This is a genomic window from Methanobrevibacter sp., from assembly GCF_017427765.1.
GTDB lineage: Archaea > Methanobacteriota > Methanobacteria > Methanobacteriales > Methanobacteriaceae > Methanocatella.
The window spans coordinates 31,092-54,563 of record NZ_JAFRSC010000020.1; the positions used below are offsets into that span (position 1 = coordinate 31,092).

Genomic DNA, 23,472 nt, shown 5'->3' on the forward strand with positions numbered 1-23,472 from the left:
CTATTCCTCTTGTAAAGCATTATAAAGAAGCGGGAGGAATGTACCTATATCGGTTACGATACCTACAACCTGAGCGCTTCCCCTGTCAGATAATTTGGTAACTGTAGAAGGATTGATATCCACACAGATACTTTTAACCCTTGAAGGAAGCAGATTTCCTGTAGCGATTGAATGAAGCATTGTTGCAATCATTATGACCATGTCCACTTCCTGAGCGTATTTCCTCATGAGCTTTTGAGCTTCGATTACATCGGTAATGACGTCAGGCAACGGTCCGTCATCACGGATTGAACCTGCAAGAACGTATGGAACGTCGTTTTTAACGCACTCATACATGATACCGCCTGTCAGTGTTCCGTCCTCAACGGCCTTGTGAATGGAGCCTGAATTGTTGATTTTATTTATGGCCCTCATGTGGTGGGTGTGACCGTGAGCAACGATTTTACCTGTTTCGACTTCGATACCAAGTGAAGTTCCAAAAAGATTGGATTCAATATCGTGAGTAGCTAGGGCATTACCTGCCATGATAACGTCAATGTAGCCTTCCCTTACCAAAGACGCAAGATATTTGCCGGAACCTGTGTGTACAATGGCCGGTCCTCCGACGATTCCGATTTTTCCGCCTTTGGCTTTGATTTCCTTCATTTCCTTGGCGATTCCATTGATTAGGTTCATTAAAGGTTTTTCGGAAGACACTTCACTGTTCATGAACTCGAATACCTGCTGTTCGTCTCTTGAGCGGTGAGGAGGAGTTACCCTTACGCCGTCAAGGCCTACAACAATCTTGTCTCCAGCTTTGACATTGGCAATAGGTTTTACAAACGCTCTTCCGGTATCCTCATCGACAACAACAAGACAGTCCATTTCGATATCCTCAACCAAAACCCAGTTTCCCTTATAGTAAATGTGAGTGGTATGATTAGATGATGAATAAAAACCTTCAGGAGCAACCTTGTCTTTTGTTGATGCCACCAGTTTGACCTCTTTGATTTCGTCAATTGAAGCACCAAGAACAGACAGTTCATCTAAAATAGAATTCAGCAACTCGGGAGAATCTGCAGAAACTTCGATTTTCGCTCTGCTTACATCTGATTTTTTGCGTCCGACATCGATTTCCAATATATCAAATTCTCCGCCTTTGTCCATGATTATGCCCATTGTTTTGGTTAGTGTCAATGAGTCGATAATATGGCCTGAAAGTTCTATAGTTCTTTTATTCATAATATTTTGCTCCATTCGTTAATATTATAAATATAGGTTTTGGTGATATTTAATGGTATTGTTGATGTGAAAAAAAGAATTTTTACTTCAGCAAAAACCTGCTGAAGCTATTTATTTTGATTTGTTTAAAAAAATTAAAGTTTTGATGCCAAATTGCCTGCAATGGATCTGATATGGTCTTTTAAATAGACATTTGAAATATATGCAAATATTATTGCCAGAATCATTAACAGAAGAATCTGGCCTCCGAAAAACCATTCGTATAATCCTGCTGCAAGTCTTCCATACCAGAACTCAACCAAAGGATTTTCCAGAAGTCCCAATATCAATCCGACAAAAAGACCCATTACAATAGCATTCGCCTCATTGTCAACAAGCCCTGCGAAAAATCCTACTGAAAGAATGATAGCTATTATGAATGAAACCCATGAAAATCCGATAAGCAATCCTATTGATGAAAGCACAATTGAAACGATTAAAGTAACGATTGTAGGTTTTATTATTGAATTCAGGTTTATCTTATCGGCAAAACTCTGATTTGGATTTGTCGGAACAACTTTTTTAGTTTCGCCGGTTTTAACGCTAGTGCCGCATTCAGGACAGAACACTGTTCCATCATCAAGGTCTGCTCCGCAATTCGGACAGTTCCTGTTTATTTTTGGAGGACGTTTTTGCTCTACCTTTGTTCCGCAGGTCGGACAGAAGAGAACGTTTTCAGGAATCTCAGAGCCGCATGACTGACATCTGTTTTCATCAGCTGATGATTCTACCCTGCTGCCACATGAAGAGCAGAACTCCGCATCGGCATTAACAGGAGCGCCGCAATTGCTGCATTTGGCCTCGCCATTTGGTTGTGCGGGAGTTTCAGCCTCCTTTTGTTCCAATGAATTTCCGCAATTTGGACATATTGTAAATGAATCAGCCACATCCACCCCACAACGACTGCATTTAACCATGTTTTTCACCTAGCCAAACAACAAATCCTTTTTAAGGTGGTCAAATTCTTCCTGGGTGATTGCACCACTTTCAAGCAGTTCCTGGAATTCCTTTAACTGCTGGGCCTTGGATGGTTGTGCGACAGGATTTTCGATAACTACCTTTTGAGGCTTTCCCCGTAATGTTTCAAACAGATCAATCAGGTTTTGACCGAACTGATAGCTTGGAAGCCTTATTTCATAGGAAGTATTGTCGACCAGTTTGATTAAAAGCCTGTCAAACATGTCTGCACTGTCGTTGTTTGCAATCATGTCCTTGAATCTTGTTGCCTTAAGTGACTGGATATCATTTTGGATAACCCTTCTAATGTCATTAACTGATGTCCATTGCCTTTTGGTAATGTCCTCATATCTGCTTTCATCACCTAATCTTTTGGTTACTCTCATTGAAACTATCTTATCAAAATAGAAGTTGTTTATCCCTGCATTGACCTTTTTCCAGTCACGGTTATCGATTTCCATGAAAACGAACTTATCTTCCTTAATCAGGAAAAATCCGTCAATGATTGTTTCATTTCCCAGGGATCTTTTAAAAATCCTGTTTACAGGAGCTCCAAACAATGCAGTGTCCACAACGTCATTTGTTAACTGGTGTTTTGTTGTTGACTGTTCAAGCTTATTGAATCTTTTGACACTTGTCAAAAAGTAATCCTCATTTTTTATTCCAAACTCCTCGGCAAGCATATCATATCTTTTAATCACTTCATTTCTTCGGGCATTCCATTCCTGCTGTTCATAAGAGCCCATTGCAGGACCTCTGTCAAACTTATAGCCGCATTCCTTACAGAATTGGGTTGTGCTATTGTTTTTTGCACCGCATTTAGGGCAGACATTTGAGTCGCTTTCGAATTTCTCCACCTTTTCACCGCAATTGAAGCAGAAGTCTGACCCAACAACTTCCGCACCGCAATTTTGACACTTAACCATAATAATCACCAGTTGTTCTGATCGATAGTTTTTCTAATCTTATTTCCCCACTTGTTTTCCTCGATATCGTCAACAGTGGATTGGAGATTGGTGGATACGTCTGAAACTGATGAGTTCAGCGCATTGATTTTGTTGTCCATGATATCTATTTCAAGCTTCATGAATCCCTTTTCAATGTCTGTGTATGTCTTGGATGTTTCCTCTGAAATCATTTCCACTTCTGTTCCTTCATTGAGCATGTCCATCAGTCTTAAAAATACATGTTCCTGGTGCTGCTTTTCATACTCTTTAATGTCCGCAACGCCGTAGACCCTATCCAGAAGCATTTTGATTACGTTAATAAAATCCTGTCTGTCTGCATGGTCATTGACATTTGTTGGGAGAATATCTGTTTTAAGTAAAAACACTGAGTCAATATCTTCATTTTCCTTTAAAACTAAGGAGTACCCTTTTCCTTCAATGTAAACCAATGCTATTGACTGGTTTTCGTAAATGTTTACTTCAACTTTAGCAAACTCTTTGGGTATTGACAAAAAATTCAAATTACGTACTAACATTCTATCACCTACCTAATTTTGGTCCAACTATTTAAATTCGATTGAACTTGCATAATGCTTTACGTCGTTAAGGTTTCGTCCGCCAACAAAAACTGCCTCACTTCCATCGTCATTGCTCACGCCCGCCAGATAAGGAGGCATCTTTCTCATATCCAAATCATTAGTCATGACAATCAGATTGCCTTCATTGTGGGATTCGTACAAATATGATGTTGTAAGGGCATTTACAGCATGCTGAAGGGCATTTGACTCCCCTTCAATCAGATAAGAATCATTATAATAATAGATTACAATATCGCCATCTTCAATGTCACATCCGGCATTGACTTCCCAGTATTCCCTTGTGGAACCCAATCCCCCACTCGGCCAACAGTAAGCAACGTCTCGATAATGCTTGCCTAGGGGAACGTCCATTGTAAAAAGACCCTCAAAGTCCTGGGTTGAATGAGTTATTGCAAATGCCGCTCCTGCAAAAACAAGAGCTACAATCATTATAAACAAAACCTTTTTGTTCATGGCTCAACCTCTTCGTATAGTTATATTAGGTATGCACAACATATAAACATTGCTATTAGCATGCTAATATCGTATAGATATCTACTATATAGCTAAACGATATATTAAAAATCATGACCCCAAATGATGACATGAGCATTGTTTCTTTACTTGCAAGGTCCAAAAAAAGAGTAAGCGTTTTAAAATCACTTGAAAAGGAAGACAAAATACCTTCAAAAATCAGCAAAGATATTCATGACAACAGCAATCATGTCTCCAAATATCTAAAAACTTTAAAAGAAGCGGAGCTTGTGGAATGCCTCAACGAGGATGACAAAAGATACCGATTCTACAGCATCACCGATAAAGGCAAATATTACCTTGACAAGGTTGAAAAGGAATATAGTGATGATTAACTATATTTTTAAGGCATCCTGCTTGCATGAATGAACACATTCTAGGCACAAAATGCATTCTGTACCGTTGACCCTTTTTCTTGAATTATTCAGCATGTCCACATCCATCGGACATGACCTGATGCATTTGTTGCATTCAATGCATTTTTGCTTATCGACAGTCACCCTTAAAATTGAAAAATAGCTTGTAATTTTTAAAAATACTGTAATTGGACATACATACTTGCAGAAAGCACGATTATCCTTAAGTTTAAATGCCAAAATAATTCCAACGATATAATAAATGATATTTCCGATTATAAAGAGATAAAACATTATCAGGTCCAAATCAGATACTTTAAATATGAATAATCCCGCTACAAAGCAAAATATTAAAGCAAACAATATGTACCTTACATATCCCCAATTTTTTCTTTCGTTTTTGGAAGTCTTATACGGAAGCAGATCCAGAATCATTGCTGTCCAGCAGGCATATCCGCACCATCCACGGCCAAAAAGGAATGGTCCTGCAATCTTTGCAATTAAATAATGAATTACTGCCGCTTCAAAAACGCCTAAAAAAAGATAATACCAAAAACCTGACATCAGCATGTTCTCATGGCCCATTATTCCCACATAGATTAGGATGTATGAACCAACCGCAAGCATTATAATGTTTCTAGCATAACTTTTGTTTTTAGCCATTAAAAATAATCCTAGCGAAATAGCTGTTCCGATATATAAGAAATTGTATATGAAAAACGTGTTTGAAGTTAAAAAATAAATTATAATAGCTATTGCAATAAAAATCGTTTCCATTATAATTGGTGCCTTAATGTCCATAATTAAAATATCTCAAAACAACATATTAAGCTTTATCATGAGCCAGACTCTTTTTAGTAAAAAAGTTATTCAACTAATGTTAAAAAATCATAAATTATTTTGGCTGCAAGAACTGCAGTGTTTTCACCTAACCTGTTGGTTGCGGTTTCAACAACGTCAAAACCTACAATGTTTTTATGGCACAGTGTTTCAAGAATGATTTCAATTTCAGAAACTCTCAGGCCCCCCGGAGTCGGATTTCCAACGCTTGGCGCAATTGCAGGATCAACCACGTCCATATCTATTGAAATGTATATCGGACCGTCGATATTGGTGAGATAATACTCCAGCGCGTCCATGTGCTTGTGGGTTTCCTTGTTTTTGAATGTCTGGATGTTGTATGTGGATTTTACAAAAAGCTCCTCGTCCTGGGATGATGACCTTATTCCAATCTGAACGAGATCGGCACCCATTTCATGAGCCCTTCTCATTACTGTTGCATGGGAATATTTTTCGCCTACAAATTCAAATGCAAGGTCTCTGTGTGCATCGAGATGTATTACTGTGAGCTTTTCATGTTTTTCTGTCAATGCCTTGATGGCTCCGATTGAAGCTGAATGCTCTCCGCCGATTATAATCGGTTTTAATTCCAGATCCAAAAGTTCGTTGACTGTATCTTCAATAATCTGAGATGTTTTCTCACAGTTTCCCGGAACTACATTGACGTCTCCGAAATCATAAAAGGTGGCGGTAAGGTCTTTGTTAAAAACAGTATTGTATTTTTCAAAACCGAATGATGCTTCACGAACAACAATCGGTCCTAAACGTGAACCGGAATGATAAGAAGTAGTGCTGTCGAAGGGAACACCAATTATTCCATACGAATCTTTAATTATTTCATCATTTTCAGCTGAAAATGCAAATTTCCACGGTTCATAAGTATTTAAAAGCATAATTTTCAAAAGTGAAAATAATTAAGAGAATCTAGTTAGATCCTCTGGTTCTCATTATTTTCATGTTTCCTAAAGCGACTATGTATTCCACTTCAATACCTTCGACGATTGAGTCTTTTAAGTCTTCAGGCATTGGCAAGTCGATGGTGTCGTAGTTTTCCATATCCATCAATTGTACATTGTCACCTTGGATTGAGATAACTTGTCCTAATCTTTTGTCGATGATAGGAGTGTCTACTTTACTGTCTACTGGTTTAACGAGACTTCTTTTTTGTCCGTCGAAAACACCGATTGCTTCAATTCTTGCTTTTGCAGCACCATGTTTACCAGGAGATGAAGTAGAGTAACTACTAATTTTACATGCTTCACCGTCTAAAACGATGTATTTTCCAACTTTTAATGTTTTAATTTCTACAACTTTTGTTGACATTAATTTTCCTCCAAATTTATAAAAACCGGTTTTTAATCTTATAATAAGGAATATTATTAGATTAATATTAACTATCTATTCTATTTTATATAAAGTATTCGTTTATTTGCAAAATTTCTAAAATGAAAATGGCTATGGGAAAAAAAGTTTTTGAAAAATGAATAAGGAAAAATTTCTGAGAAATATAAACTTCCATATAGCTAAATCAGACCGTTGTTTACTAAAAACAAAATCAGCGCAACGCAAATCATCACCAGAACCGCAACTACCCACACTACGATAAACAGCTTTTTGGAATCGCTTTCACCTTTTGTGATGTAGCTTTCGCCTTTCCTGTCTGATGATATCTGGCGGTTGTTTTTATACTGATTGTCGTTTCTCAGGTATCTGTAAAATGCCCTTGAGATAAAATAGAACACCACAAACAGTACAATGCCTATTGCGGAATATCTGCTTGCGGATTTATAGACCAGTGAGACTGAAGCCATAATCAGTATCATTAAAATGAACAGTAAAGCTGACAGCGCCAGTGAAATATATTTGTTGAAAATCATTTAGGTACACCAAAATTATTTTGGTTTTCATCCTATATAAAGTTAAAAAAAGAAAACGGTCAATTAGCCGTTTATGGCCTTGACCTCAGTGTATGTAGCATACAGGGAATATATCCAGATAATGAAAACAACGATTCCCAGCGGGAAGAAAACAAATAAAGCTAACAGTTCTAATACTAATGCCAATACAGCCAACATAACACCTCTATTCATATCTCCAGCATAAATCAGTCCCAAACCGGACCAGATTATTGAGAGAATTATTGCAATTATCATGCTTTTTTCTGCCATTGGTTGAAACCTCCTTTTAAGCTATACAAATAAGTTTATTTAAAAAGATATTTAAACATTTAAGATTAAAAAGTTTTAATTAATAATATTGCAATAAATAATATTATAATTTAGATAATGTGATATGATGAAAATAGCCATTGTAAGCGGAAAGGATGAAGGTCCCACAAAACTGAATGCATTCGACAACGCCCTAAGCGATGCGGGAATCGGAGACGTGAATCTGATAAAGGTATCAAGCATGCTGGGCGCAAACGCAGAAATTGTTGATTTGCCGACTCTAAAGCCCGGCGCCATGGTAAACTGCGTACTTTCAGAAGTTACCTCAGATATCCCCGGCGAGAGGATAACTGCAGTAATTGCAGCAGCCATCGGAGAGAATCTCGGATGCGTTGTAGAGACAACAGGGCGAGGAAAAAATCCCGATGATTTAATCGCCGAAGCCAAATTCATGGTCGAATACATGATGGATAAGCGAAACGTCGAAATCAAAGACATGATTGTCGAATCGTCAAGCATGACTGTTGAGAAAATCGGATCCGTGATAAGCTCAGTGGTTTACATTAACGATGATATTGTTGAAAAATGAGGTGTGAAAATGGATGCTCAGGATAAAAAGATTGCAACAGACCTTGCATATGAAATCATAAAAGACGTAAGCAGAGCCACAAGACCCTATTTCGGTACACAGAAGGCAGGTGCCAAAGTTAAGATTGGTGCAGATGGCACTCCAACATCCTACATTGACATCATAGCCGAAGAAATCGTCATCCACATACTGAAGGAAGCGCCGGTGTATTCCTACATTATTAGTGAGGAAATCGGTGAGCTGAGACTAGGTAAGGGAACCAAAAGAAGCATTTCTTTAACAGAAGAGCTCAGACGTGACGACATTCCCGAAGACGAAAGGCCGAGATTCATCTTTTTGGTTGACCCTATTGACGGAACAACCAATGCAATCAAGGAAATTCCTGCATTCGGTATTTCAATAGCTGTTGCAAGCGTTCCTGAAGGCAGACTTGCCACACTGAATGATGTTGAACTTGCGTTTTTAAGCAATCTTGCAAACGGTAACTTCTTTGAAGCCGAAAAGGGAAGGGGCTGCTGGCTTAACAATGAAAAGGTCCAGCCAAGTGATATTGTCAACATCAGCAACATGACCCTTGGAGGATTTACAAAATCAAGTACAATCGAAGCGTCAAAGCTTGTCGACAATGCAAGAAGGATGAGGGTTCTCGGAAGCGTTGTTCTGGAGCTTTCATATGTTGCAAGCGGAAGATATGATGCGTTTTTAGACCTGAGAGGTTCAAGAATCATCGACATTGCAGGAGCAAAGCTTATTGTTGAAGAGGCAGGTGCAATCGTAACCGACAAATATGGCGAACCGTTAAACAACAAATTGAGCATCCACGAGCGAGCCATTGTCGTTGCTGCAAACAACAAGATACTCCATGACCAGTTAATTGATATTTTAAATGACAATCAGACTGATTTAATCGCAAAAATCGGTGTCATAAGCAGAATCGACCAGGACAGGTCAATTCTATTTTCAGCCAAAATCATCGATTATCTTTTAAGAAACGGCCGTGAGGTAATAATCGAAAAGAGACTCTCACACAAGCTCAGCGACTTAAAGCAGAACCCCGATTTAGATGAAATTATCGAAAAGACCAAGAAAAACTATCCTCAGATGGCTCATCTTCTTGATGACATTGACTTTGAAATAGACTACGATGAGCTTTCAGAAAACATTTTTGACTTTGAATGCGATATGGCAATCATTCTTGGAGGGGACGGAACACTTCTAAGGGCCGAATCCAAAATGAAGCCTGAAATTCCTATTTTCGGTATAAACATGGGAACAGTCGGATTTTTAACCGATACCGAAGTTCAGGACACATTCACCTCACTTGATGAAATCCTAAAAGGTTCATACTACAGGGAAAAAAGGGCAAGGCTTGTTGTATCCCACGAAAACAACCATTATTCAGCTGTAAATGAAGTGGTTATCATGACCGACCAGCCGGCAAAGATGCTTCACTTTGAAATCCAGGTGGACGGCGAGATTATCGAGCAGGTAAGGGCTGACGGACTTATCATTTCAACCCCGAGCGGTTCTACAGCTTATGCCATGTCTGCGGGAGGACCTATTGTTGATCCTAAAGTCGGAGGATTTATCATCATTCCTATTTGTCCGTATAAGCTTGGAGCAAGACCGTTTATCGTATCTGACAATAGTGAAATTACCGTAAAGCTTTTAAAGAAAGGCAAAAGTGCAGTGTTTGTTATGGACGGTCAGAGAAGCGAAGAGGCAAGATATGAAGAGGAAATCAAATTCAAGAAATCCGAAAAGGACGTTTACTTCATCAGGACTTCCAGCAAATACTTCTACAAGAAAGTAAAAGACAAGTTAAACGAAGGCGGAATCAACGAAACACCTCGGTGCAACAATGAATAGGCTGGTAATCGATTTAACCCACGGAGGCGTAAAGATTGCCGTAAGCCTTGCAAAGAAAGGCAAAAGCGTCCTTGCATATGACATATACAATACCCTCGGCGACATCGACAGACAGATGCTTGAGATATATGGCGTTGAACTGATTGATTTGAAGGATTTAAGCGAATTTAAAGGTGATATGGAAGTAATCTATCCGGTTCACCTTCCATTAACCGCTGATGAAATTGCCTCAAACAATCCCGATTTGAACTATACCTTTAAAACCCATCACGAAGCAGTATATGATCTTTTAAGCGACTGGGGAGACGACATCCCTAAAATTGAAATTACCGGAGTCAAGGGAAAGACCAGCTCGGCGTTCATGCTTAAGGAGATTCTGATTGATGAAAATCCGCTTGTCCTATCCAGCCTCGGAGCCATACTTTATGAAAATAAAAAAGAGATTGTTTTAAAAAGAAACATTTCAATTACGCCTGCAAACATAAAGGAAACCGTTGATTTGGCCTATAAAGTGGCAAATCCAGTCTGTCTGATAGCTGAAGGAAAAGTGAAAAGCGAAAATTTAAAAAAATACTCCTCAGCGATTTTCGAATCATCACTTGGAGCAAGCGCAATAGGCGACGTTGGGCTTTTGACAAACATCGTTGAAAACTATCCTATTGCTCAAAATAAAAGCAATGCTGCTGAAGCCAAAAGACAGATTTTCAGATGCGGGATTGTAGTGTGTGATAAAAAAAGCCTTGATGAATACTACACAGATATCACACATCCCAAAGTAAACTCATTTTCACTTACAGATAATACTTCAAATCTTTATGTTGAAAACGTGAAATACTCACTTGATTTAACCGAAATCGTGATGAAATATCAAAACGTTAAGACAAAATCAGGTGAAATTTCAGATGGTGAGATTTCCCTTAAAACCTTCGCACCAGGACCTCACCACGTTTCAAACGTTTTGGGAGTTGTCCTAACAGCACTTTCACTAAACGTGCCTCATGAAAAAATAGTTTCCGGATTGGCGAATTTTAAGGGAATTACTGGAAGGACCAACAAAAGAAGTAAGGGCAATTCCACAATAATTGAAGAGATAAATCCGGGGATAAATACCGAGGCAATCAGACAGTCCATCGAGATGATAAAAAATACTGACGATTATTATATTGCTGTGGGCGGAGACTATGGAATTACATGTGAAGAGATTGATGAAGACAAGGTTTCAAAATATTTAGACACAATCAACTCACAGATTATTCTTACAGGAGATGTGGGCCGTTCAATAGCCGATAAAATGACCCGTAATGTGGAATATATCGAAAATTATGCTGACGTTTATGATAAGGCAATAAACGATGATAAAAATCTTCTGTTTATCTATCGCTCCAATTACAGCAAACTTTCACAAAGATAATTTTAAAACTCATTTTTAACAAAAAATTGAAACATTTAATAATAAATAGCGATAAAAATTAATAATGTAGAACTAGTTATAAGTTAAAACTTGTTTCTAGTAAAAATTGATTTTTCTAGAAAGAAAAATTCGGAGATTTAAATAATGATTGTTGGAACTCGCGGAAGTAAATTGGCGCTCGCACAGACAAATCAGGTCTGTCGTGACTTATCAAGAATAACTGGCGAAAATATCGAGACAGAAATAATTAAAACCAAAGGAGATAAGATTACTACCTCCCAGCTTTACAATATGGATTCCAAAGGTCTTTTTACCAAGGAACTTGATATTGCACTGCTTGAAGAGGAAGTTGATTTTACCGTACACAGTTTTAAGGATTTGCCTAGCGAACTTGATGAGGATTTGCAAATCGTTGCGGTTCCCAAACGTGAATCTCCCCATGAAGTCCTCATATCCAATAAGACCTGGGATGAACTTGAGGCCGGATCCAAGCTTGGAACAAGCAGCCTTAGAAGAGAAGCTTTCTGCAATCTCTATGAAAAGGACTTTGACCTCAGGCCTATTCGTGGAAATATAGAAACCAGAATCGACAAGGCCCTAAACAGTGATTTGGATGCTACAATAATGGCTGAAGCCGGACTTAAAAGATTGAATCTTACCGAATACATAAAGCAGGTATTCCCACTGGATTACATCACACCGCCGGCAGGCCAGGGTGCGCTTGCAATCATTACCCGCAGGGATTATGATATGAAGGATAAAATTGCAAAACTGAATGATTATGTTTCAATGCAGGAAGTACTTGCAGAAAAAAAGGTGCTTGAGGAACTTGGTGTCGGTTGCCAATGGCCAATTGGTTCCATAGCACAGATGAAAGATAATGAATTTAATATTTATTCAATATTATTAACTCAGAAAGGAGAAATCCTTAAGGAGCAAACTGAAAAAGGTTCTATTAAAGATGCACTTGAACTTGGCAGGCGCATCGGAGGAATTTTTGCAGATTATGTTTAAACGGAGGAATTGAAATTGAAAACTGTTAACGTAGGAGTTATCGGAGTAGGAGCGATGGGTGAAAACCACGTGCGTGTATACCACAAACTACCGGAAGCAAACCTTTTAGCGGTTAGTGACGTTAGTGAAAGGGCACTTAAAAAAATAGAGAGAAAATATGGTGCCAAAGGATACACCGATTATTGCGAACTGCTCAAAAACCCGGAAATTGAAGCTGTAAGTGTATGTGTGCCTACCACATTTCACCACGGAGTGGTTATGGAAGCAATAAAATGCGGAAAGCACGTTCTGGTTGAAAAGCCGATTGCATTTACATTGAATGAAGCTGAAGAAATGATTGCCGCTGCAAAGGAGGCTGGAGTAATCCTTGCAACCGGACATGTTGAGAGATTCAACCCTGCAGTTCAAAAGGCTAAGGAGCTTGTTGATGACGGCGTAATCGGAGATGTAGTGTCTGCATTTGCAAAAAGAGTAGGACCGCTTCCACCTAGAATCAAGGACGTAGGTGTTTCAATAGATTTAGCTATTCACGATTTAGACATTATGAATTACTTATTTGAAGAGGAAGTTACTCAGGTTTACGGATCAATGAACAGCAGCTTTGACGATTCAGAATTTGAAGACCACGCAGAAATCATGGTCAATTTCGAAAACGAATCCACAGGAATCATTGAAGTTAACTGGCTGACCCCATATAAACGTAGAGAACTTGAACTTACCGGTACAGCAGGAATAATTTCTGTTGACTACATCAAACAGAGCATTGAAGTGTTCGGTAAGTTTGCACAAGACATTCAAATCAAGCATGAAGAGCCTCTTAAAGGGGAGCTCACTTCATTTTTAAATGCTGTAGCCAATAATGAGGAACCGGAAATTACCGGTGAAGACGGGCTCAAGGCCCTTAAAATGGTTATTGCCGCTAACAGATCATCTAAAGAACACAAACCAATTAGTTTTGATGAACTTTAAAATGTGATAATATGAAACAGAAATTAATCGATAAAGCTCAGGAATTAAGACAGCACGGTTTTACCACAGGTGAAATCGCTGATGAACTTAATGTAAGTATGGATACCGCAAGATGGCTGACACTTCAAAAGCAGTCTGAAGTAAAGGTTGATGCACCGGTGGACTTTGCAATTAACTGGAAAAGTATCGGTGGAAATTCAACACGTTTAAGCTATGTTTCAGGTGCCCTAAGCGATATAGCTTTGACACATGGAGAAGCTGATGTTGTTTGTGGAATTGCAGTAAGCGGCGTGCCTTTTGCAACAGTTATGGCTGAGTTTTTAGAGGACATGACCGGAATTGATACTTCACTTGCTATTTTCCACCCTAACAAGCACAGGAAAGACAGCGATGAAACCGATGATGAAGGTACAATCAGTACCAACTTCGCAAGCGTCGAAGGCAAAAAGGTCATCATTGTCGATGACGTCGTCACCAGCGGAAAAACAGCAAAAGAAGTTATCCACACCGTAAGAGATTTGGGCGGAGAACCTACTTGCGTTACCGTTCTCATTGACAAGGCAGGACTTTCAGAAATTGAAGGCGTGCCTGTAGAATCATTAATTAAAGTCAGCAGATTATAATCTGCTACAACTTTCTTATTTTTTTGAAATTATTTTTCGGCAATGTTTATATACGATGAAGCACAATATATACACAAGGTGATAATATGTATATAACAATAACAGCATTCAACAATATGCACGGCACCAAACCATTGAAACTCGACGCAGTAGTCAAACTCAAAAAGGATCCCGAAAACAAATACGACACAGAGGCAATTGCATGCGAAATGAGACATTTCGGCAAAATCGGCTATGTGGCAAACAGCACCCAGACAGTTGTCAAAGGGTCCATGAGCGCCGGAAGGCTATATGACAAAATCGGCGATGAATACTTTGCAAAAATAAAATTCATTACCTCAAACACCGCAATAGCCAAAGTCTTAAGCTTTGATGAATACAAAATGGAACTTGAAAATCCCGATAGCGACGTGCATTACCTATGTGAAAATCCTGAAGAATTAGGACTTAAGGAGGAATATGAATGTTAAGCGCACTTAAAAGTGAAATTGAGTTTTTAGACTCACAATTTCACAAAAACATTGCAATAATTCCTATAAAAACACCTATAAACTACAAAATCGACCTGCTCAGCCTTAAAAAAGGTTTTGAACTTGGTCTTGTCGAGGTTAAGGAATGCGAACACTCACAGGTAAACACCATCATTGTTTCAAACAAATCAGTAACACCTCTTCTTTTGGTTGACGGTGAGGAGATTATCGGAGGAGACCAGAACCGTATCATGAACGCAACAGTCGTGATTGCTGGCGAAAGCGAGATGAAGATTCCGGTAAACTGTACCGAACACGGACGCTGGGGCTACAAGCATGAGTTCAGACAGTCAGACTATATTCTCAATTCACAAACACGTTTTGCAAAGGCACACGCAAGAGGAAAGAGGGATGTTCAGGGAGAAGTGTGGAGGTCCATCGACAATCTGGAAATGCTTCATAATTATTCATCCCCTACACAGGCGATGAGTGAAAGCTATGAAAACAAAAAAGCGGATTTGAATGAAATTGCAGACTCATTTGAAATCTGCAAAGGCCAGACCGGCGTTGTGGTGATTGTTGACGGTGAGGTAAAAGGCTTTGAGATATTTTCAAGCCCGCAGATATACTCAGAATATCATGAAAAAATCCTTAAAAGCTATCTGATAGATACAGACATTAACGAGGATATATTTACCGTAAATATCGATACCGCACGTGAGCTGATTGAAAAGGCATGTGAAAGCGAATTTGGCGAAATTGCACATACCGGACTTGAAAGGTCATATGAATTTAAAAACCCGGAAGGTGTCGGAAGCCTCTACAGCTTTGAAGATGAACTGATACACATATCATACATCACAGGCGAAGATGCAACCGATATTCTCATTAATGAAGATCCTGTAAGTGATGGAGTCGATTTCAGTATCTGATACCCAAATCATCCATCATCTTTTCTATTTTTTCATTTAAAACTTCAATGTTTTGGGTAAACTCTTTTTTCTGGTTTTTCAAATCATTTAGATTAATGAACTCACCTTCAAATGTATCCACATATCTTGAAATTGAAAGGTTATAGTCATCATCCTTTATCTGAGATATTTTAACCACATTTGAGAACTTATCGACGGTCAGACGGTTTTTGTAAACGTCATTTACTTTACCTACTGTTGAGTCATCCAAAATAAGGTTTCTTCTAAATACCCCCGGAGTTGCAAAAGGCGCCGCTCTGGTTTCATAGTCATTTGACATATCAATAAATACGATATCATCAGTTGTTTTATGTTTTTTAAATACCACAACGATTTCAAGACCTGACGGACGTGTCAGCTCATCTGGAACGGATATTATGGCATCGATATGGTTCATCTCACATGTCAGGTATTTTCTGAGAGTTTCAAGTGAATTTTTAACAAGAAAGCTTTGAGACATTCCCACAACCATGATTCCGTCATCACTAAGGCTGTTGATCATGTTGATTAAAAACAGATATTCGCTGTCTTTTAGTGATGCGTACTCGCCTGTAAACTGGATTTCAATATCGTTTTTCAAATCCATTTTGCTTATAAGGCTTTCAAGTGCGCCGCTGAGCTCTGAGTCTGTTTCAAATGACTCCGGATTGATGTTGTATTTGTCGCTCAGCAAATCCTTTATTTCGCTTTTCTTGTTTCTTTTGGCGATTTCATAGCTCTGGCTTTCATTGATTCTTCTTAAATTCTTTGATGTTATCGGAGGAAATCTTGACATTATCACGTCAAATTTTTCCTCGGCGTTTTTAAACGGCTCGAAAGGATTGTCAAGCTCTGAGTAAACACAGTCCAAATCAAAGTACTCCATCAAAAGCTTGACTATGCTTGAGCAGTATGTAATCTTATCCTGGCTTTTTGCATAAGTCATCTTCCACGGCATTTTAAACTCCGAGCAGAGGTTTATAAGAAGTGAACCGTCATTTAAAAACGGATTGTAAACGTTTTTTGGGCTTTCAGCATTTGATGCGACAATTGATGAGATAAGATTTGTAATGTAGTCCGGATCGTGGTCAACCGCAACCGGCTTTGACTGGCATATCCTGTCAAATACTTTGGTAAAGGGAAACCTGTCCTCAAATACATCAAGCCTTGAGATTGCATAGATGATGTCCTTTACAACCAGATGCTTTTCTCCCACATATTCGAATTTGGAGAAGTTTACCGCATGCTCAACAGCATCGAAGATAAATGAGAAGTATTTTTCATAGTTTGAGCCTTCCTCAAATTCAACGTTTTGCCTGAATGCTGAGAAAAAATGGTGTGTGAAAAACCTGCCTGAAAATGCGCTGTTTATAACGTCGTCAATGAAGTAGTCGGCATCGTTGATGAAAAATCCGAATGTTTTGATGGCGTCTGTTTTTAAATCAGGTTTTATTTTCTCGTATGCCTCATCTAAAGTGATTTCCTTATCGGCAATTGAGCTTAAAAGATAGTCCTTTAAAGAATCTGAGCAGTACTTGTATAAAAATGAGTATATGATGAGGTACTGTACGTCTTCGGAAGCGTCAAGCTTTCTGATTTTTGATGAAATCTGCCTCATCAGCTTATAGTTTTTTGACGGTTTTGATTTGGGCAATTACATCTCCTCCCACAGCATGTTTAAAATTCCCTCTTTGAGGTTTCTGTCGTAATCAACCACCTTTAAATCCTCAGCCACCTTCTCGTTGATGGTGTCAAGAAGCTCACCGAATTTTTCCTGTGTTTTTAAATCCGGAACTGCAAGTTTGAGTTCCTTTATCTGTTTAAGTGATGCGTGAGGAATCCTTTCTGTGCTTGCAAACTCATAAAGCTGCTTTTTTACATGGGCATTTGTAAGCATATGGGCTATAAATGAAGGATCATAACCTTCTTTCAGCCTTATTACAGCTATTCTGTCACTTATTACAAGACCTTCACGGCCAACACAAACAACGTCATAGGGATAGGGCATCTTCATGAGGACATCGTTTTTTCTGGTGAAATGGTGCGGTTTGATGTTTTCTGATTTCAGTCTGAGATTTTCAAAGTCCTCAAGGATTCCGTCCTTTTTAATTGACCTCTGAACGATTACCTCATACTCGTCTCCTGAGTCTGTGAGATATCTTCTGTATGAAAGTCCCGAGAGGACCTCAGCGATATCTTTTAGTTTTACTTGGTTCATGTTAAGCCTCTGGTAATATTTTTGATTTTAAAAAATTAGGTTTCAGGTGAAACCTGTGTGAAAAGGATAACCTTTTCACGAGGTGATGAGTGAAATGAACATTCCACTATGGTTTTTAAAAGAGAGAATTTCTCTTTTTGGTGATTTTGGGTTTTCTTTGATAATGCTTTGATTTTTCATTATGCCCCCTATTGGTAAAGGCCTCCAACGTCATCCAAAAGCGGAGCCTCTCTTACCTCTGACGGGTCGACCTTTTCGGTTGATACCCCTCCGATGACACCTATGCTTTGGATGTTGTCCTTAAGGACGGTTGTTGAGGTGATTCCCGGACCCTGCGGTGATAGAACAAACAAATCAAGGAAAACGTCATCCTCACCTACGATGAATGCAGGTTCGATAGGTTCTGATGATTTTGTCTGGACCTTGATTAGAATATGCTTGGCCTCGCTTTCACCTTCGATGCCTATTTCTCTTCTGATGTTTTCATCAAGACTTTTTACCTTGTCGCTCCAGTTGATTGGGTTATGGTTCTGGTTCATGTTATCACTCCTGTAATCCACATACTGTGGTGGCGTTCGACTACATTTTTTGGAAATAAATTTTCCAATACACTTGTATTTTTTTACATGAAATACAATTTTGTAATAATAGGTTGTATACAATAGTATATAAAACTTTTCATTTTAATTAAATTTTTTAAAAAAATACAACCAATTACTACTGCAAGTAATAAATAGGACGGTATAGTATATAAACTTTTTGCATTTTTTAAAAAAAAACAGAAAAGTGATGGTGTGCGGATGTGCGGTGGTGAATTTATTCGTTTTCTTCTTTTTTCTTTTTGTCGACAATTTTCATTTTTTGGTTTTCCTCATCGACTTCCATGACAATAGGGTCCGCCTCGACAGCTCCAGGGTCCTTTTCAACGCACTCATTGATTTTCGCCTGGATTGCACCAGTATCTTCGGTGTCAATCAAGTCAACGATTTCAAGCTGGTTCTGGAACCTTTCGATACCTTCAAGAGGAATATTTTCAACAAAAGGAATCGCACCGGTCGCTCCGATGATTTTCTTTTTGTCCGGATCCGCTCCGCTTTCATGAAGTGCCTTGATGCTCTGGCCTGTAATGTGGCCCTGAACCTCGGCGCCTGTCACGATTAAAAATCGAATGTTCGGATTTGAAATGATATTTGCGACAACCTTTTCTATACCTAAGTTTTCTGTTTTGCATGGTCCTGCAATGGCCGCACCGGACAGTTCAGCCTCGATGTGAGAAGCAAGGGTTGTAACGGCAACCGGACTTTCCGGATCGCCTACAATATAATCCCCACTGATTACAGGCCAGCCGTCTGCAGGAGATTTCTTATCAGCCATGATTAATCCTCCTATAATATGTATGGTTTAAGATATAGTTTATATTTATTTAAATATTTTGTAACTTTTTGAGGGGTTTCAAGTATAAATATAAGTTGCCCCCACAATGACTTATTGGCCCAAAATCATTAAATTAAGGTCTAAAAACCAATTTATTTAAATTAATATGATTCATTTTGAATATAAAGATTAATTTAATTGGTAATAGAAAATTTAAACTAAAAATAAGGAGGTGTAAACATATGGCGGAATTTCAAGAAGACATGCTCTTTAAAAATGTTTCGGATAAGGACGCCAGTATCCTTTTAGATATTTTAGGCAAAAAATCTGAAAGAGTAAAAGTGTGGACTAAAAAATTAAGACACATTGACCCGACAAACTACAAACCAGATTTGATTTTGGAGTTGGTTGACGGAAATCTGATAATCGAATTTCAAAGCACACTCTGTGATGACAATTTTTCAAGAAGAGGACACTCCTATGTTGCACTTACAGATCAGCACAAGAAAAACAACAAAAAAGTAAATTTGTCAGTTTTAAGCACAGCTGAAGATTCAAAAATTATTGAATATGAGTACAACGACCTGAATACATTCAGATACGAAGTTATCGGACTGAGCAGTTTAGACGATGAAAAAATTATAAATAATGTTAAATCCAAACTAAAAAAATAGAGAAATACCAAGCAGTAAGGATATCATACTATTATCATTAGTTCCATTAAGTAAAAAAGGAGAAAACATTTGCAAATACATCTATAAAGTCAATGATATTATCTTTGATTTAAAGGATTTGACAATTTCTCAAAAAGATTTGGCTTTGGGAATAATGTGGTTAACAACAGACAAATTCGTTGAAAATCCTCTTGAAAGAAACATTTTACAGGACATGTTGGGTGGTAGAATGAGCTTAATTCATGAATATGGAGAAAACAAGTATCAAATAGGTAAAGATGAAGGGATTGAAAAAGGTAAAAAAGAAGGTATTGAAAAAGGTAAAAAAGAAGGTATTAAAGAAGAAAATGAAAGAATCGTCACCAATCTATTAAAATCAGGTAATGAAGCAGAAGTGATTGCAAAACAAGCAGACATCCCATTGGAAAAAGTACTCAAAATCAAAAACAAAAATAACCTATAATGATTTTAGAATTCTCTAAAATCTTTTTTTAATTTTTTACATCCCTACATTATAGTTTAAAACATTTTAGCTTAACGAAAGCATACAAACTATTTTAATATATATTTTTCAAACATTCATACGTATAAATACAAGTTGTTGGCAGTTCGAAAAATTTAGGCCCAAAAACCAATTTATTTAAATTAATAGGATTTATTTTGAATGTAAACACTGAAATAATGACAAAATCAAAAAAAAATATAGATTATTCGTGATTGAAATATTAAACTTGATTTTTTAGGTGGTCAAATGAGCTTGCTTGATGAATACGGAGAACGGATGTACAAAAAGGGATATGAAGAAGAAACAGAAAGGATCATCACCAATCTATTAAAATCAGGCCTAAAAGCAGAAAGGATTGCAAAACAAGCAGACATCCCATTGGAAAAAGTACTCAAAATCAAAAACAGATTATAACAAACTATTTTTAACATATTTACCAAAATAATACTAATGAATCTGGACACTGAAATATTCTATTTTATCAATCATGATTTGCAAAATCCGGTTTTTGATGCAATAATGCCGAATCTCACCAACTTCGGAGGGTTTGTAACACTTCTTGCGGCATGTATTGTAGTAATCATTTTGCTTAAGTATTTTAAAAAGGATCGATATCTTGAAATCGCCAAGTTGTGTCTGATTGCACTTATCTTATCCGGAATTATTGCTGCATGCATGAAACTTTTAGTTCACCAGCCAAGGCCATTTGCAGTGCTTGACAATGTCCGCCAGCTTACGATTCCATCCGAGTCAAATTCGTTTCCGTCAGGCCACACCTCATCAACGCTTGCCATAATAACAGTTCTCGTTTGGAAATTTAGAGAGAAAAAATGGCTGGTTGCAGTGCTTGCAGCATTTGCATTGATTATAGGATTTTCAAGAATCTATTGCGGAGTGCACTTCCCCCACGACGTTCTGGCAGGTGCTTTAATTGGAATAATAAGTGGTGTGGTTGTATTGAAACTTAAAAAATAGTTTTAGAAATATAAATCTGATGGCTTTCCGATATATTCGAAGTCATCCTTGTTTTCAAGGTATTTAACACCTATGACATTTCCATCCGGAAATACAGTCACTACGCTCATACCGTCATTGACATCAATGACTATGACCTTTCTTTTTTCACCGCTTGGCGCTTCGATTTTGATGATATCCCCATTTTCAACCAAAGTTGGCTCCTCAAATTCTGCACCCACGTCTGTGGAAAACCAATGTTGCGGCAATTTGACCCTTAATCCTAAATCATCTAATACGTCTTTTACATGCATAACTAAAAACTCCCATAATTTGATTTTGTTATCTACATAGTCTTTATATTTTGAAATCTATTTAAAGATTTTGTCACTTTTTGAGGGTTAAAACGGTTATTGATTCCAGCCCGTAAAATTTATCCGAAAGAGAAATATTTATTTAAGCGTGAAAAATTTATTTAATAGTTAAAAATTGATTTAAAGCAATATTAAAGATTTATACAACCAATAGATTTATATTATATCGATTTCAAATAATTTAATACGAAAAAGTCTGTTTTAGAAATTATTATGGTAATCGATTGACAAATTTTTTCAAAAAAATTCAACCATCAAACCATCTTATCGAAAACAAGACTTCAAATAAAATAGAGGTATAAAAAATGGTTTTGCAAAAATTAAACACCAATACCTAGAAAACAGTAAAAACAATCAGAAAAAAATTGATAAGATTGTAAATGTGATGCTGAAAGATGATATACACAAACAGCCATTTGACTTCCTATTTAGAAGCAACAGCGAAACATATCCTGAGAGCACACACCTAATTCTAGAACTGCCAGGTATTTTCAAACAAATCGAAAATACAAATATTTACACTGCAAGTGGCAGAAGCCTGCAGGCGGATTATGTTGAAACTATATTGCCTGATGGAAAACTAATCTCAAGAGAATCAACAGTCCTACTGGAACATTTGTCCTATAAACTAACTGATGATAAAATCAATTCAATATATGAGTATAAACTATCACTGATTGCTAAGTTTAAAAGACCATGCCACATTTTTGTTGCAACAAATCTTGAGTATGTTCAAAATGAAATACCCATTAGAATAGATAATGATCCCATTCTAATTCAAATTATTTCATTTGATGAAGAAAAAATTAACAAAATTTTAAGTAATTTAATGCAAAAAGATTATACCAACAATGAAATATCAGAAGTAGATTTTTTAAAACTTCTATACTGCATTACATTTGCAAAAGAACCATTTGCTCAAGATGTAATTAAAAAATGTATAACTCTCTTTGCATCAATAGAAAGAATGGAATATCAACACCAATTGGATTTGCATTTGGCATTAAAAATAATGATCAAATACCATTTTGATAATGAAAATGAAATAAGGGAGTTGTTAAGCATGATTACAAAAGCGGTGAACGAAAATATGATTGAAAAAATACCAAAATACGAAAAACTGAATAAAGATGTAGCTAAATATAAAAATACAATAAATGAAATGGGCAAAACAATAAACGAAAAAAATCAGGAATTAAACAAAAAAGATGAAGAAATAAAAAAATTAAAAGACAAAATCAGTCGTCTTGAAAACAACATTTAACAAGAAAATATTTTTCATCTAAACCAGAAAGTGAATCTTGGATTTGTCCAAATCATCAGGAGTGTGGGGTTCAGGCTGCTTTTCTATTTTACCCAGTGCCAGAATTCCCACGATTCTATATTGGGGATCCACTTTAACGATGTCTCTTACGACCTCTTCGGCGTCACGGCCGTTTTTGTCTCTTAGATGAATCTGCACCCAGCAGCTTCCAAGGCCCAAATCGGTTGCCATCAGATGCATATAGGTAAGCGCAATTGATGAGTCCTCACACCATGTATCGGCAACGAATGTGTCTGCAAGAACAACTATCGCCTTATCAGCACCTGCAATCAGTTCTGCACCATGATTTTTAGCACCGGCAAGTGCCTTTAAAGTCTCTTTTCGCTCCACAACAAGAAAATTGCATGGCTTTCTGTTCATGCTGGTCGGGGCAAGAAGCGCCGCCTGTAAGATTTTATCAAGTTCTGATTTTGAGATTTTCTCATCGCTGAACTTTCTTGAGCTTCTTCTTTTAAACATTACATCCATGAGTTCCATAGATGAAATTTAGTTTTAAAAATATAAAAAATTAGTG

At 37.5% G+C, this 23,472-nt stretch carries 29 protein-coding genes and 1 pseudogene; 14 read left to right on the plus strand and 16 right to left on the minus strand.

All coding sequences use genetic code 11. The annotated features are described in order from the left end of the window. The 5 genes from IJL02_RS05470 to IJL02_RS05490 form a co-directional block, all read right to left on the minus strand. Nucleotides 1-1,221: a TIGR00300 family protein gene (locus IJL02_RS05470; protein WP_292812377.1), complete on the minus strand. Its 1,221-nt coding sequence runs from the start codon at nt 1,219-1,221 to the stop codon at nt 1-3. Nucleotides 1,222-1,355: 134 nt separating this feature from the next. Next, on the minus strand, nt 1,356-2,177 hold the full coding sequence (locus IJL02_RS05475) for a zinc ribbon domain-containing protein (protein WP_292812384.1): 822 nt from the start codon (nt 2,175-2,177) through the stop codon (nt 1,356-1,358). Nucleotides 2,178-2,186: 9 nt separating this feature from the next. Continuing rightward, nucleotides 2,187-3,143: a zinc ribbon domain-containing protein gene (locus IJL02_RS05480; protein WP_292812389.1), complete on the minus strand. Its 957-nt coding sequence runs from the start codon at nt 3,141-3,143 to the stop codon at nt 2,187-2,189. Nucleotides 3,144-3,148: 5 nt separating this feature from the next. Then, nucleotides 3,149-3,700 (minus strand): hypothetical protein, encoded by a 552-nt coding sequence (locus tag IJL02_RS05485; RefSeq protein WP_292812396.1) that lies wholly within the window; start codon nt 3,698-3,700, stop codon nt 3,149-3,151. A 27-nt stretch (nt 3,701-3,727) separates the two neighbouring features. Then, entirely contained in the window at nt 3,728-4,216 is a 489-nt protein-coding gene (locus IJL02_RS05490; protein ID WP_292812399.1) for a hypothetical protein, read from the minus strand. A gap of 113 nt (nt 4,217-4,329) precedes the next feature. On the opposite strand from IJL02_RS05490, the gene IJL02_RS05495 reads away from it, so the two are divergent. Beyond that, nucleotides 4,330-4,611: a winged helix DNA-binding protein gene (locus tag IJL02_RS05495; protein WP_292812405.1), complete on the plus strand. Its 282-nt coding sequence runs from the start codon at nt 4,330-4,332 to the stop codon at nt 4,609-4,611. On the opposite strand, the gene IJL02_RS05500 is transcribed toward IJL02_RS05495, so the two are convergent. From IJL02_RS05500 to IJL02_RS05520, 5 genes are all read right to left on the minus strand, one after another. After that, on the minus strand, nt 4,612-5,409 hold the full coding sequence (locus IJL02_RS05500; RefSeq protein ID WP_292812409.1) for a 4Fe-4S binding protein: 798 nt from the start codon (nt 5,407-5,409) through the stop codon (nt 4,612-4,614). Nucleotides 5,410-5,498: 89 nt separating this feature from the next. Next, nucleotides 5,499-6,365 carry an agmatinase gene (gene speB, locus IJL02_RS05505; RefSeq protein ID WP_292812858.1) on the minus strand — a complete coding sequence of 289 codons (867 nt, stop codon included), beginning with the start codon at nt 6,363-6,365 and terminating at the stop codon, nt 5,499-5,501. A gap of 31 nt (nt 6,366-6,396) precedes the next feature. Then, nucleotides 6,397-6,795, minus strand: a complete 399-nt coding sequence (locus IJL02_RS05510) for a translation initiation factor IF-5A (protein ID WP_292812410.1) — start codon at nt 6,793-6,795, stop codon at nt 6,397-6,399. A 200-nt stretch (nt 6,796-6,995) separates the two neighbouring features. After that, nucleotides 6,996-7,349 (minus strand): hypothetical protein, encoded by a 354-nt coding sequence (locus IJL02_RS05515; protein WP_292812411.1) that lies wholly within the window; start codon nt 7,347-7,349, stop codon nt 6,996-6,998. A gap of 63 nt (nt 7,350-7,412) precedes the next feature. Beyond that, nucleotides 7,413-7,640 (minus strand): hypothetical protein, encoded by a 228-nt coding sequence (locus IJL02_RS05520; protein ID WP_292812412.1) that lies wholly within the window; start codon nt 7,638-7,640, stop codon nt 7,413-7,415. Nucleotides 7,641-7,767: 127 nt separating this feature from the next. On the opposite strand from IJL02_RS05520, the gene IJL02_RS05525 reads away from it, so the two are divergent. From IJL02_RS05525 to IJL02_RS05560, 8 genes are all read left to right on the plus strand, one after another. Next, nucleotides 7,768-8,229 carry a pyruvoyl-dependent arginine decarboxylase gene (locus IJL02_RS05525; protein ID WP_292812413.1) on the plus strand — a complete coding sequence of 154 codons (462 nt, stop codon included), beginning with the start codon at nt 7,768-7,770 and terminating at the stop codon, nt 8,227-8,229. 9 nt (nt 8,230-8,238) lie between these two features. Continuing rightward, on the plus strand, nt 8,239-10,098 hold the full coding sequence (locus IJL02_RS05530) for a bifunctional NADP phosphatase/NAD kinase (protein ID WP_292812417.1): 1,860 nt from the start codon (nt 8,239-8,241) through the stop codon (nt 10,096-10,098). Beyond that, nucleotides 10,091-11,509 carry a coenzyme F430 synthase gene (gene cfbE / locus IJL02_RS05535; RefSeq protein WP_292812423.1) on the plus strand — a complete coding sequence of 473 codons (1,419 nt, stop codon included), beginning with the start codon at nt 10,091-10,093 and terminating at the stop codon, nt 11,507-11,509. The genes IJL02_RS05530 and cfbE overlap by 8 nt, the downstream gene beginning before the upstream one ends. A gap of 144 nt (nt 11,510-11,653) precedes the next feature. Beyond that, complete coding sequence (hemC, locus tag IJL02_RS05540; protein WP_292812429.1) at nt 11,654-12,523, plus strand: hydroxymethylbilane synthase; 870 nt, start codon at nt 11,654-11,656, stop codon at nt 12,521-12,523. 15 nt (nt 12,524-12,538) lie between these two features. Continuing rightward, complete coding sequence (locus tag IJL02_RS05545; RefSeq protein ID WP_292812436.1) at nt 12,539-13,492, plus strand: Gfo/Idh/MocA family protein; 954 nt, start codon at nt 12,539-12,541, stop codon at nt 13,490-13,492. 11 nt (nt 13,493-13,503) lie between these two features. Beyond that, nucleotides 13,504-14,115: an orotate phosphoribosyltransferase-like protein gene (locus tag IJL02_RS05550; protein WP_292812445.1), complete on the plus strand. Its 612-nt coding sequence runs from the start codon at nt 13,504-13,506 to the stop codon at nt 14,113-14,115. 86 nt (nt 14,116-14,201) lie between these two features. After that, nucleotides 14,202-14,585, plus strand: coding sequence for an HIRAN domain-containing protein (locus IJL02_RS05555; protein WP_292812453.1), 384 nt, complete (start codon nt 14,202-14,204; stop codon nt 14,583-14,585). Beyond that, entirely contained in the window at nt 14,579-15,517 is a 939-nt protein-coding gene (locus IJL02_RS05560; protein WP_292812460.1) for an ARPP-1 family domain-containing protein, read from the plus strand. Before IJL02_RS05555 ends, IJL02_RS05560 begins: the two co-directional genes overlap by 7 nt. Here IJL02_RS05560 and IJL02_RS05565 read toward each other — a convergent pair. The 4 genes and pseudogenes from IJL02_RS05565 to mtrA all read right to left on the minus strand — a co-directional run. Further along, entirely contained in the window at nt 15,507-17,189 is a 1,683-nt protein-coding gene (locus tag IJL02_RS05565; RefSeq protein ID WP_292812467.1) for an N-6 DNA methylase, read from the minus strand. The two genes, IJL02_RS05560 and IJL02_RS05565, sit on opposite strands and share 11 nt — an antisense overlap. Beyond that, the gene (locus IJL02_RS05570) at nt 17,190-17,753 is read right to left on the minus strand and encodes a restriction endonuclease subunit S (RefSeq protein WP_292812477.1); all 564 of its coding nucleotides are present in this window, start codon (nt 17,751-17,753) and stop codon (nt 17,190-17,192) included. Nucleotides 17,754-17,941: 188 nt separating this feature from the next. Next, complete coding sequence (locus IJL02_RS05575; RefSeq protein ID WP_292812484.1) at nt 17,942-18,292, minus strand: hypothetical protein; 351 nt, start codon at nt 18,290-18,292, stop codon at nt 17,942-17,944. Nucleotides 18,293-18,611: 319 nt separating this feature from the next. Then, nucleotides 18,612-19,127, minus strand: a pseudogene (gene mtrA, locus IJL02_RS05580) (tetrahydromethanopterin S-methyltransferase subunit A); the annotation flags it as partial. Nucleotides 19,128-19,369: 242 nt separating this feature from the next. Between mtrA and IJL02_RS05585 the strand changes: the two are divergent. The 4 genes from IJL02_RS05585 (at nt 19,370) to IJL02_RS05600 (ending at nt 21,281) form a co-directional block, all read left to right on the plus strand. Continuing rightward, nucleotides 19,370-19,801: a hypothetical protein gene (locus IJL02_RS05585; protein WP_292812500.1), complete on the plus strand. Its 432-nt coding sequence runs from the start codon at nt 19,370-19,372 to the stop codon at nt 19,799-19,801. Nucleotides 19,802-19,919: 118 nt separating this feature from the next. Further along, on the plus strand, nt 19,920-20,264 hold the full coding sequence (locus tag IJL02_RS05590) for a hypothetical protein (protein WP_292812507.1): 345 nt from the start codon (nt 19,920-19,922) through the stop codon (nt 20,262-20,264). A gap of 288 nt (nt 20,265-20,552) precedes the next feature. Beyond that, nucleotides 20,553-20,720 carry a hypothetical protein gene (locus IJL02_RS05595; RefSeq protein ID WP_292812511.1) on the plus strand — a complete coding sequence of 56 codons (168 nt, stop codon included), beginning with the start codon at nt 20,553-20,555 and terminating at the stop codon, nt 20,718-20,720. A 36-nt stretch (nt 20,721-20,756) separates the two neighbouring features. After that, nucleotides 20,757-21,281 (plus strand): phosphatase PAP2 family protein, encoded by a 525-nt coding sequence (locus IJL02_RS05600; protein WP_292812517.1) that lies wholly within the window; start codon nt 20,757-20,759, stop codon nt 21,279-21,281. Nucleotides 21,282-21,283: 2 nt separating this feature from the next. Here the strand turns inward: IJL02_RS05600 and IJL02_RS05605 are convergent, their stop codons facing one another. After that, complete coding sequence (locus tag IJL02_RS05605) at nt 21,284-21,574, minus strand: hypothetical protein (RefSeq protein ID WP_292812522.1); 291 nt, start codon at nt 21,572-21,574, stop codon at nt 21,284-21,286. A gap of 442 nt (nt 21,575-22,016) precedes the next feature. On the opposite strand from IJL02_RS05605, the gene IJL02_RS05610 reads away from it, so the two are divergent. Beyond that, on the plus strand, nt 22,017-22,898 hold the full coding sequence (locus IJL02_RS05610; protein ID WP_292812526.1) for a hypothetical protein: 882 nt from the start codon (nt 22,017-22,019) through the stop codon (nt 22,896-22,898). A gap of 18 nt (nt 22,899-22,916) precedes the next feature. Here IJL02_RS05610 and IJL02_RS05615 read toward each other — a convergent pair whose 3' ends face one another. Continuing rightward, nucleotides 22,917-23,435, minus strand: a complete 519-nt coding sequence (locus IJL02_RS05615) for a nitroreductase family protein (protein WP_292812533.1) — start codon at nt 23,433-23,435, stop codon at nt 22,917-22,919. Between the last annotated feature and the right edge of the window lie 37 nt (nt 23,436-23,472).

Coding starts and splice junctions, on each gene's coding strand:
- IJL02_RS05470 (WP_292812377.1), bottom strand. CDS start 1,221: ATGAATAAAAGAACTATAGAACTTTCAGGCCATATTATCGACTCATTG.
- IJL02_RS05475 (WP_292812384.1), bottom strand. CDS start 2,177: ATGGTTAAATGCAGTCGTTGTGGGGTGGATGTGGCTGATTCATTTACA.
- IJL02_RS05480 (WP_292812389.1), bottom strand. CDS start 3,143: ATGGTTAAGTGTCAAAATTGCGGTGCGGAAGTTGTTGGGTCAGACTTC.
- IJL02_RS05485 (WP_292812396.1), bottom strand. CDS start 3,700: ATGTTAGTACGTAATTTGAATTTTTTGTCAATACCCAAAGAGTTTGCT.
- IJL02_RS05490 (WP_292812399.1), bottom strand. CDS start 4,216: ATGAACAAAAAGGTTTTGTTTATAATGATTGTAGCTCTTGTTTTTGCA.
- IJL02_RS05495 (WP_292812405.1), top strand. CDS start 4,330: ATGACCCCAAATGATGACATGAGCATTGTTTCTTTACTTGCAAGGTCC.
- IJL02_RS05500 (WP_292812409.1), bottom strand. CDS start 5,409: ATGGAAACGATTTTTATTGCAATAGCTATTATAATTTATTTTTTAACT.
- speB (WP_292812858.1), bottom strand. CDS start 6,365: ATGCTTTTAAATACTTATGAACCGTGGAAATTTGCATTTTCAGCTGAA.
- IJL02_RS05510 (WP_292812410.1), bottom strand. CDS start 6,795: ATGTCAACAAAAGTTGTAGAAATTAAAACATTAAAAGTTGGAAAATAC.
- IJL02_RS05515 (WP_292812411.1), bottom strand. CDS start 7,349: ATGATTTTCAACAAATATATTTCACTGGCGCTGTCAGCTTTACTGTTC.
- IJL02_RS05520 (WP_292812412.1), bottom strand. CDS start 7,640: ATGGCAGAAAAAAGCATGATAATTGCAATAATTCTCTCAATAATCTGG.
- IJL02_RS05525 (WP_292812413.1), top strand. CDS start 7,768: ATGAAAATAGCCATTGTAAGCGGAAAGGATGAAGGTCCCACAAAACTG.
- IJL02_RS05530 (WP_292812417.1), top strand. CDS start 8,239: ATGGATGCTCAGGATAAAAAGATTGCAACAGACCTTGCATATGAAATC.
- cfbE (WP_292812423.1), top strand. CDS start 10,091: ATGAATAGGCTGGTAATCGATTTAACCCACGGAGGCGTAAAGATTGCC.
- hemC (WP_292812429.1), top strand. CDS start 11,654: ATGATTGTTGGAACTCGCGGAAGTAAATTGGCGCTCGCACAGACAAAT.
- IJL02_RS05550 (WP_292812445.1), top strand. CDS start 13,504: ATGAAACAGAAATTAATCGATAAAGCTCAGGAATTAAGACAGCACGGT.
- IJL02_RS05555 (WP_292812453.1), top strand. CDS start 14,202: ATGTATATAACAATAACAGCATTCAACAATATGCACGGCACCAAACCA.
- IJL02_RS05560 (WP_292812460.1), top strand. CDS start 14,579: ATGTTAAGCGCACTTAAAAGTGAAATTGAGTTTTTAGACTCACAATTT.
- IJL02_RS05570 (WP_292812477.1), bottom strand. CDS start 17,753: ATGAACCAAGTAAAACTAAAAGATATCGCTGAGGTCCTCTCGGGACTT.
- IJL02_RS05575 (WP_292812484.1), bottom strand. CDS start 18,292: ATGAACCAGAACCATAACCCAATCAACTGGAGCGACAAGGTAAAAAGT.
- IJL02_RS05585 (WP_292812500.1), top strand. CDS start 19,370: ATGGCGGAATTTCAAGAAGACATGCTCTTTAAAAATGTTTCGGATAAG.
- IJL02_RS05595 (WP_292812511.1), top strand. CDS start 20,553: ATGAGCTTGCTTGATGAATACGGAGAACGGATGTACAAAAAGGGATAT.
- IJL02_RS05600 (WP_292812517.1), top strand. CDS start 20,757: ATGAATCTGGACACTGAAATATTCTATTTTATCAATCATGATTTGCAA.
- IJL02_RS05605 (WP_292812522.1), bottom strand. CDS start 21,574: ATGCATGTAAAAGACGTATTAGATGATTTAGGATTAAGGGTCAAATTG.
- IJL02_RS05615 (WP_292812533.1), bottom strand. CDS start 23,435: ATGGAACTCATGGATGTAATGTTTAAAAGAAGAAGCTCAAGAAAGTTC.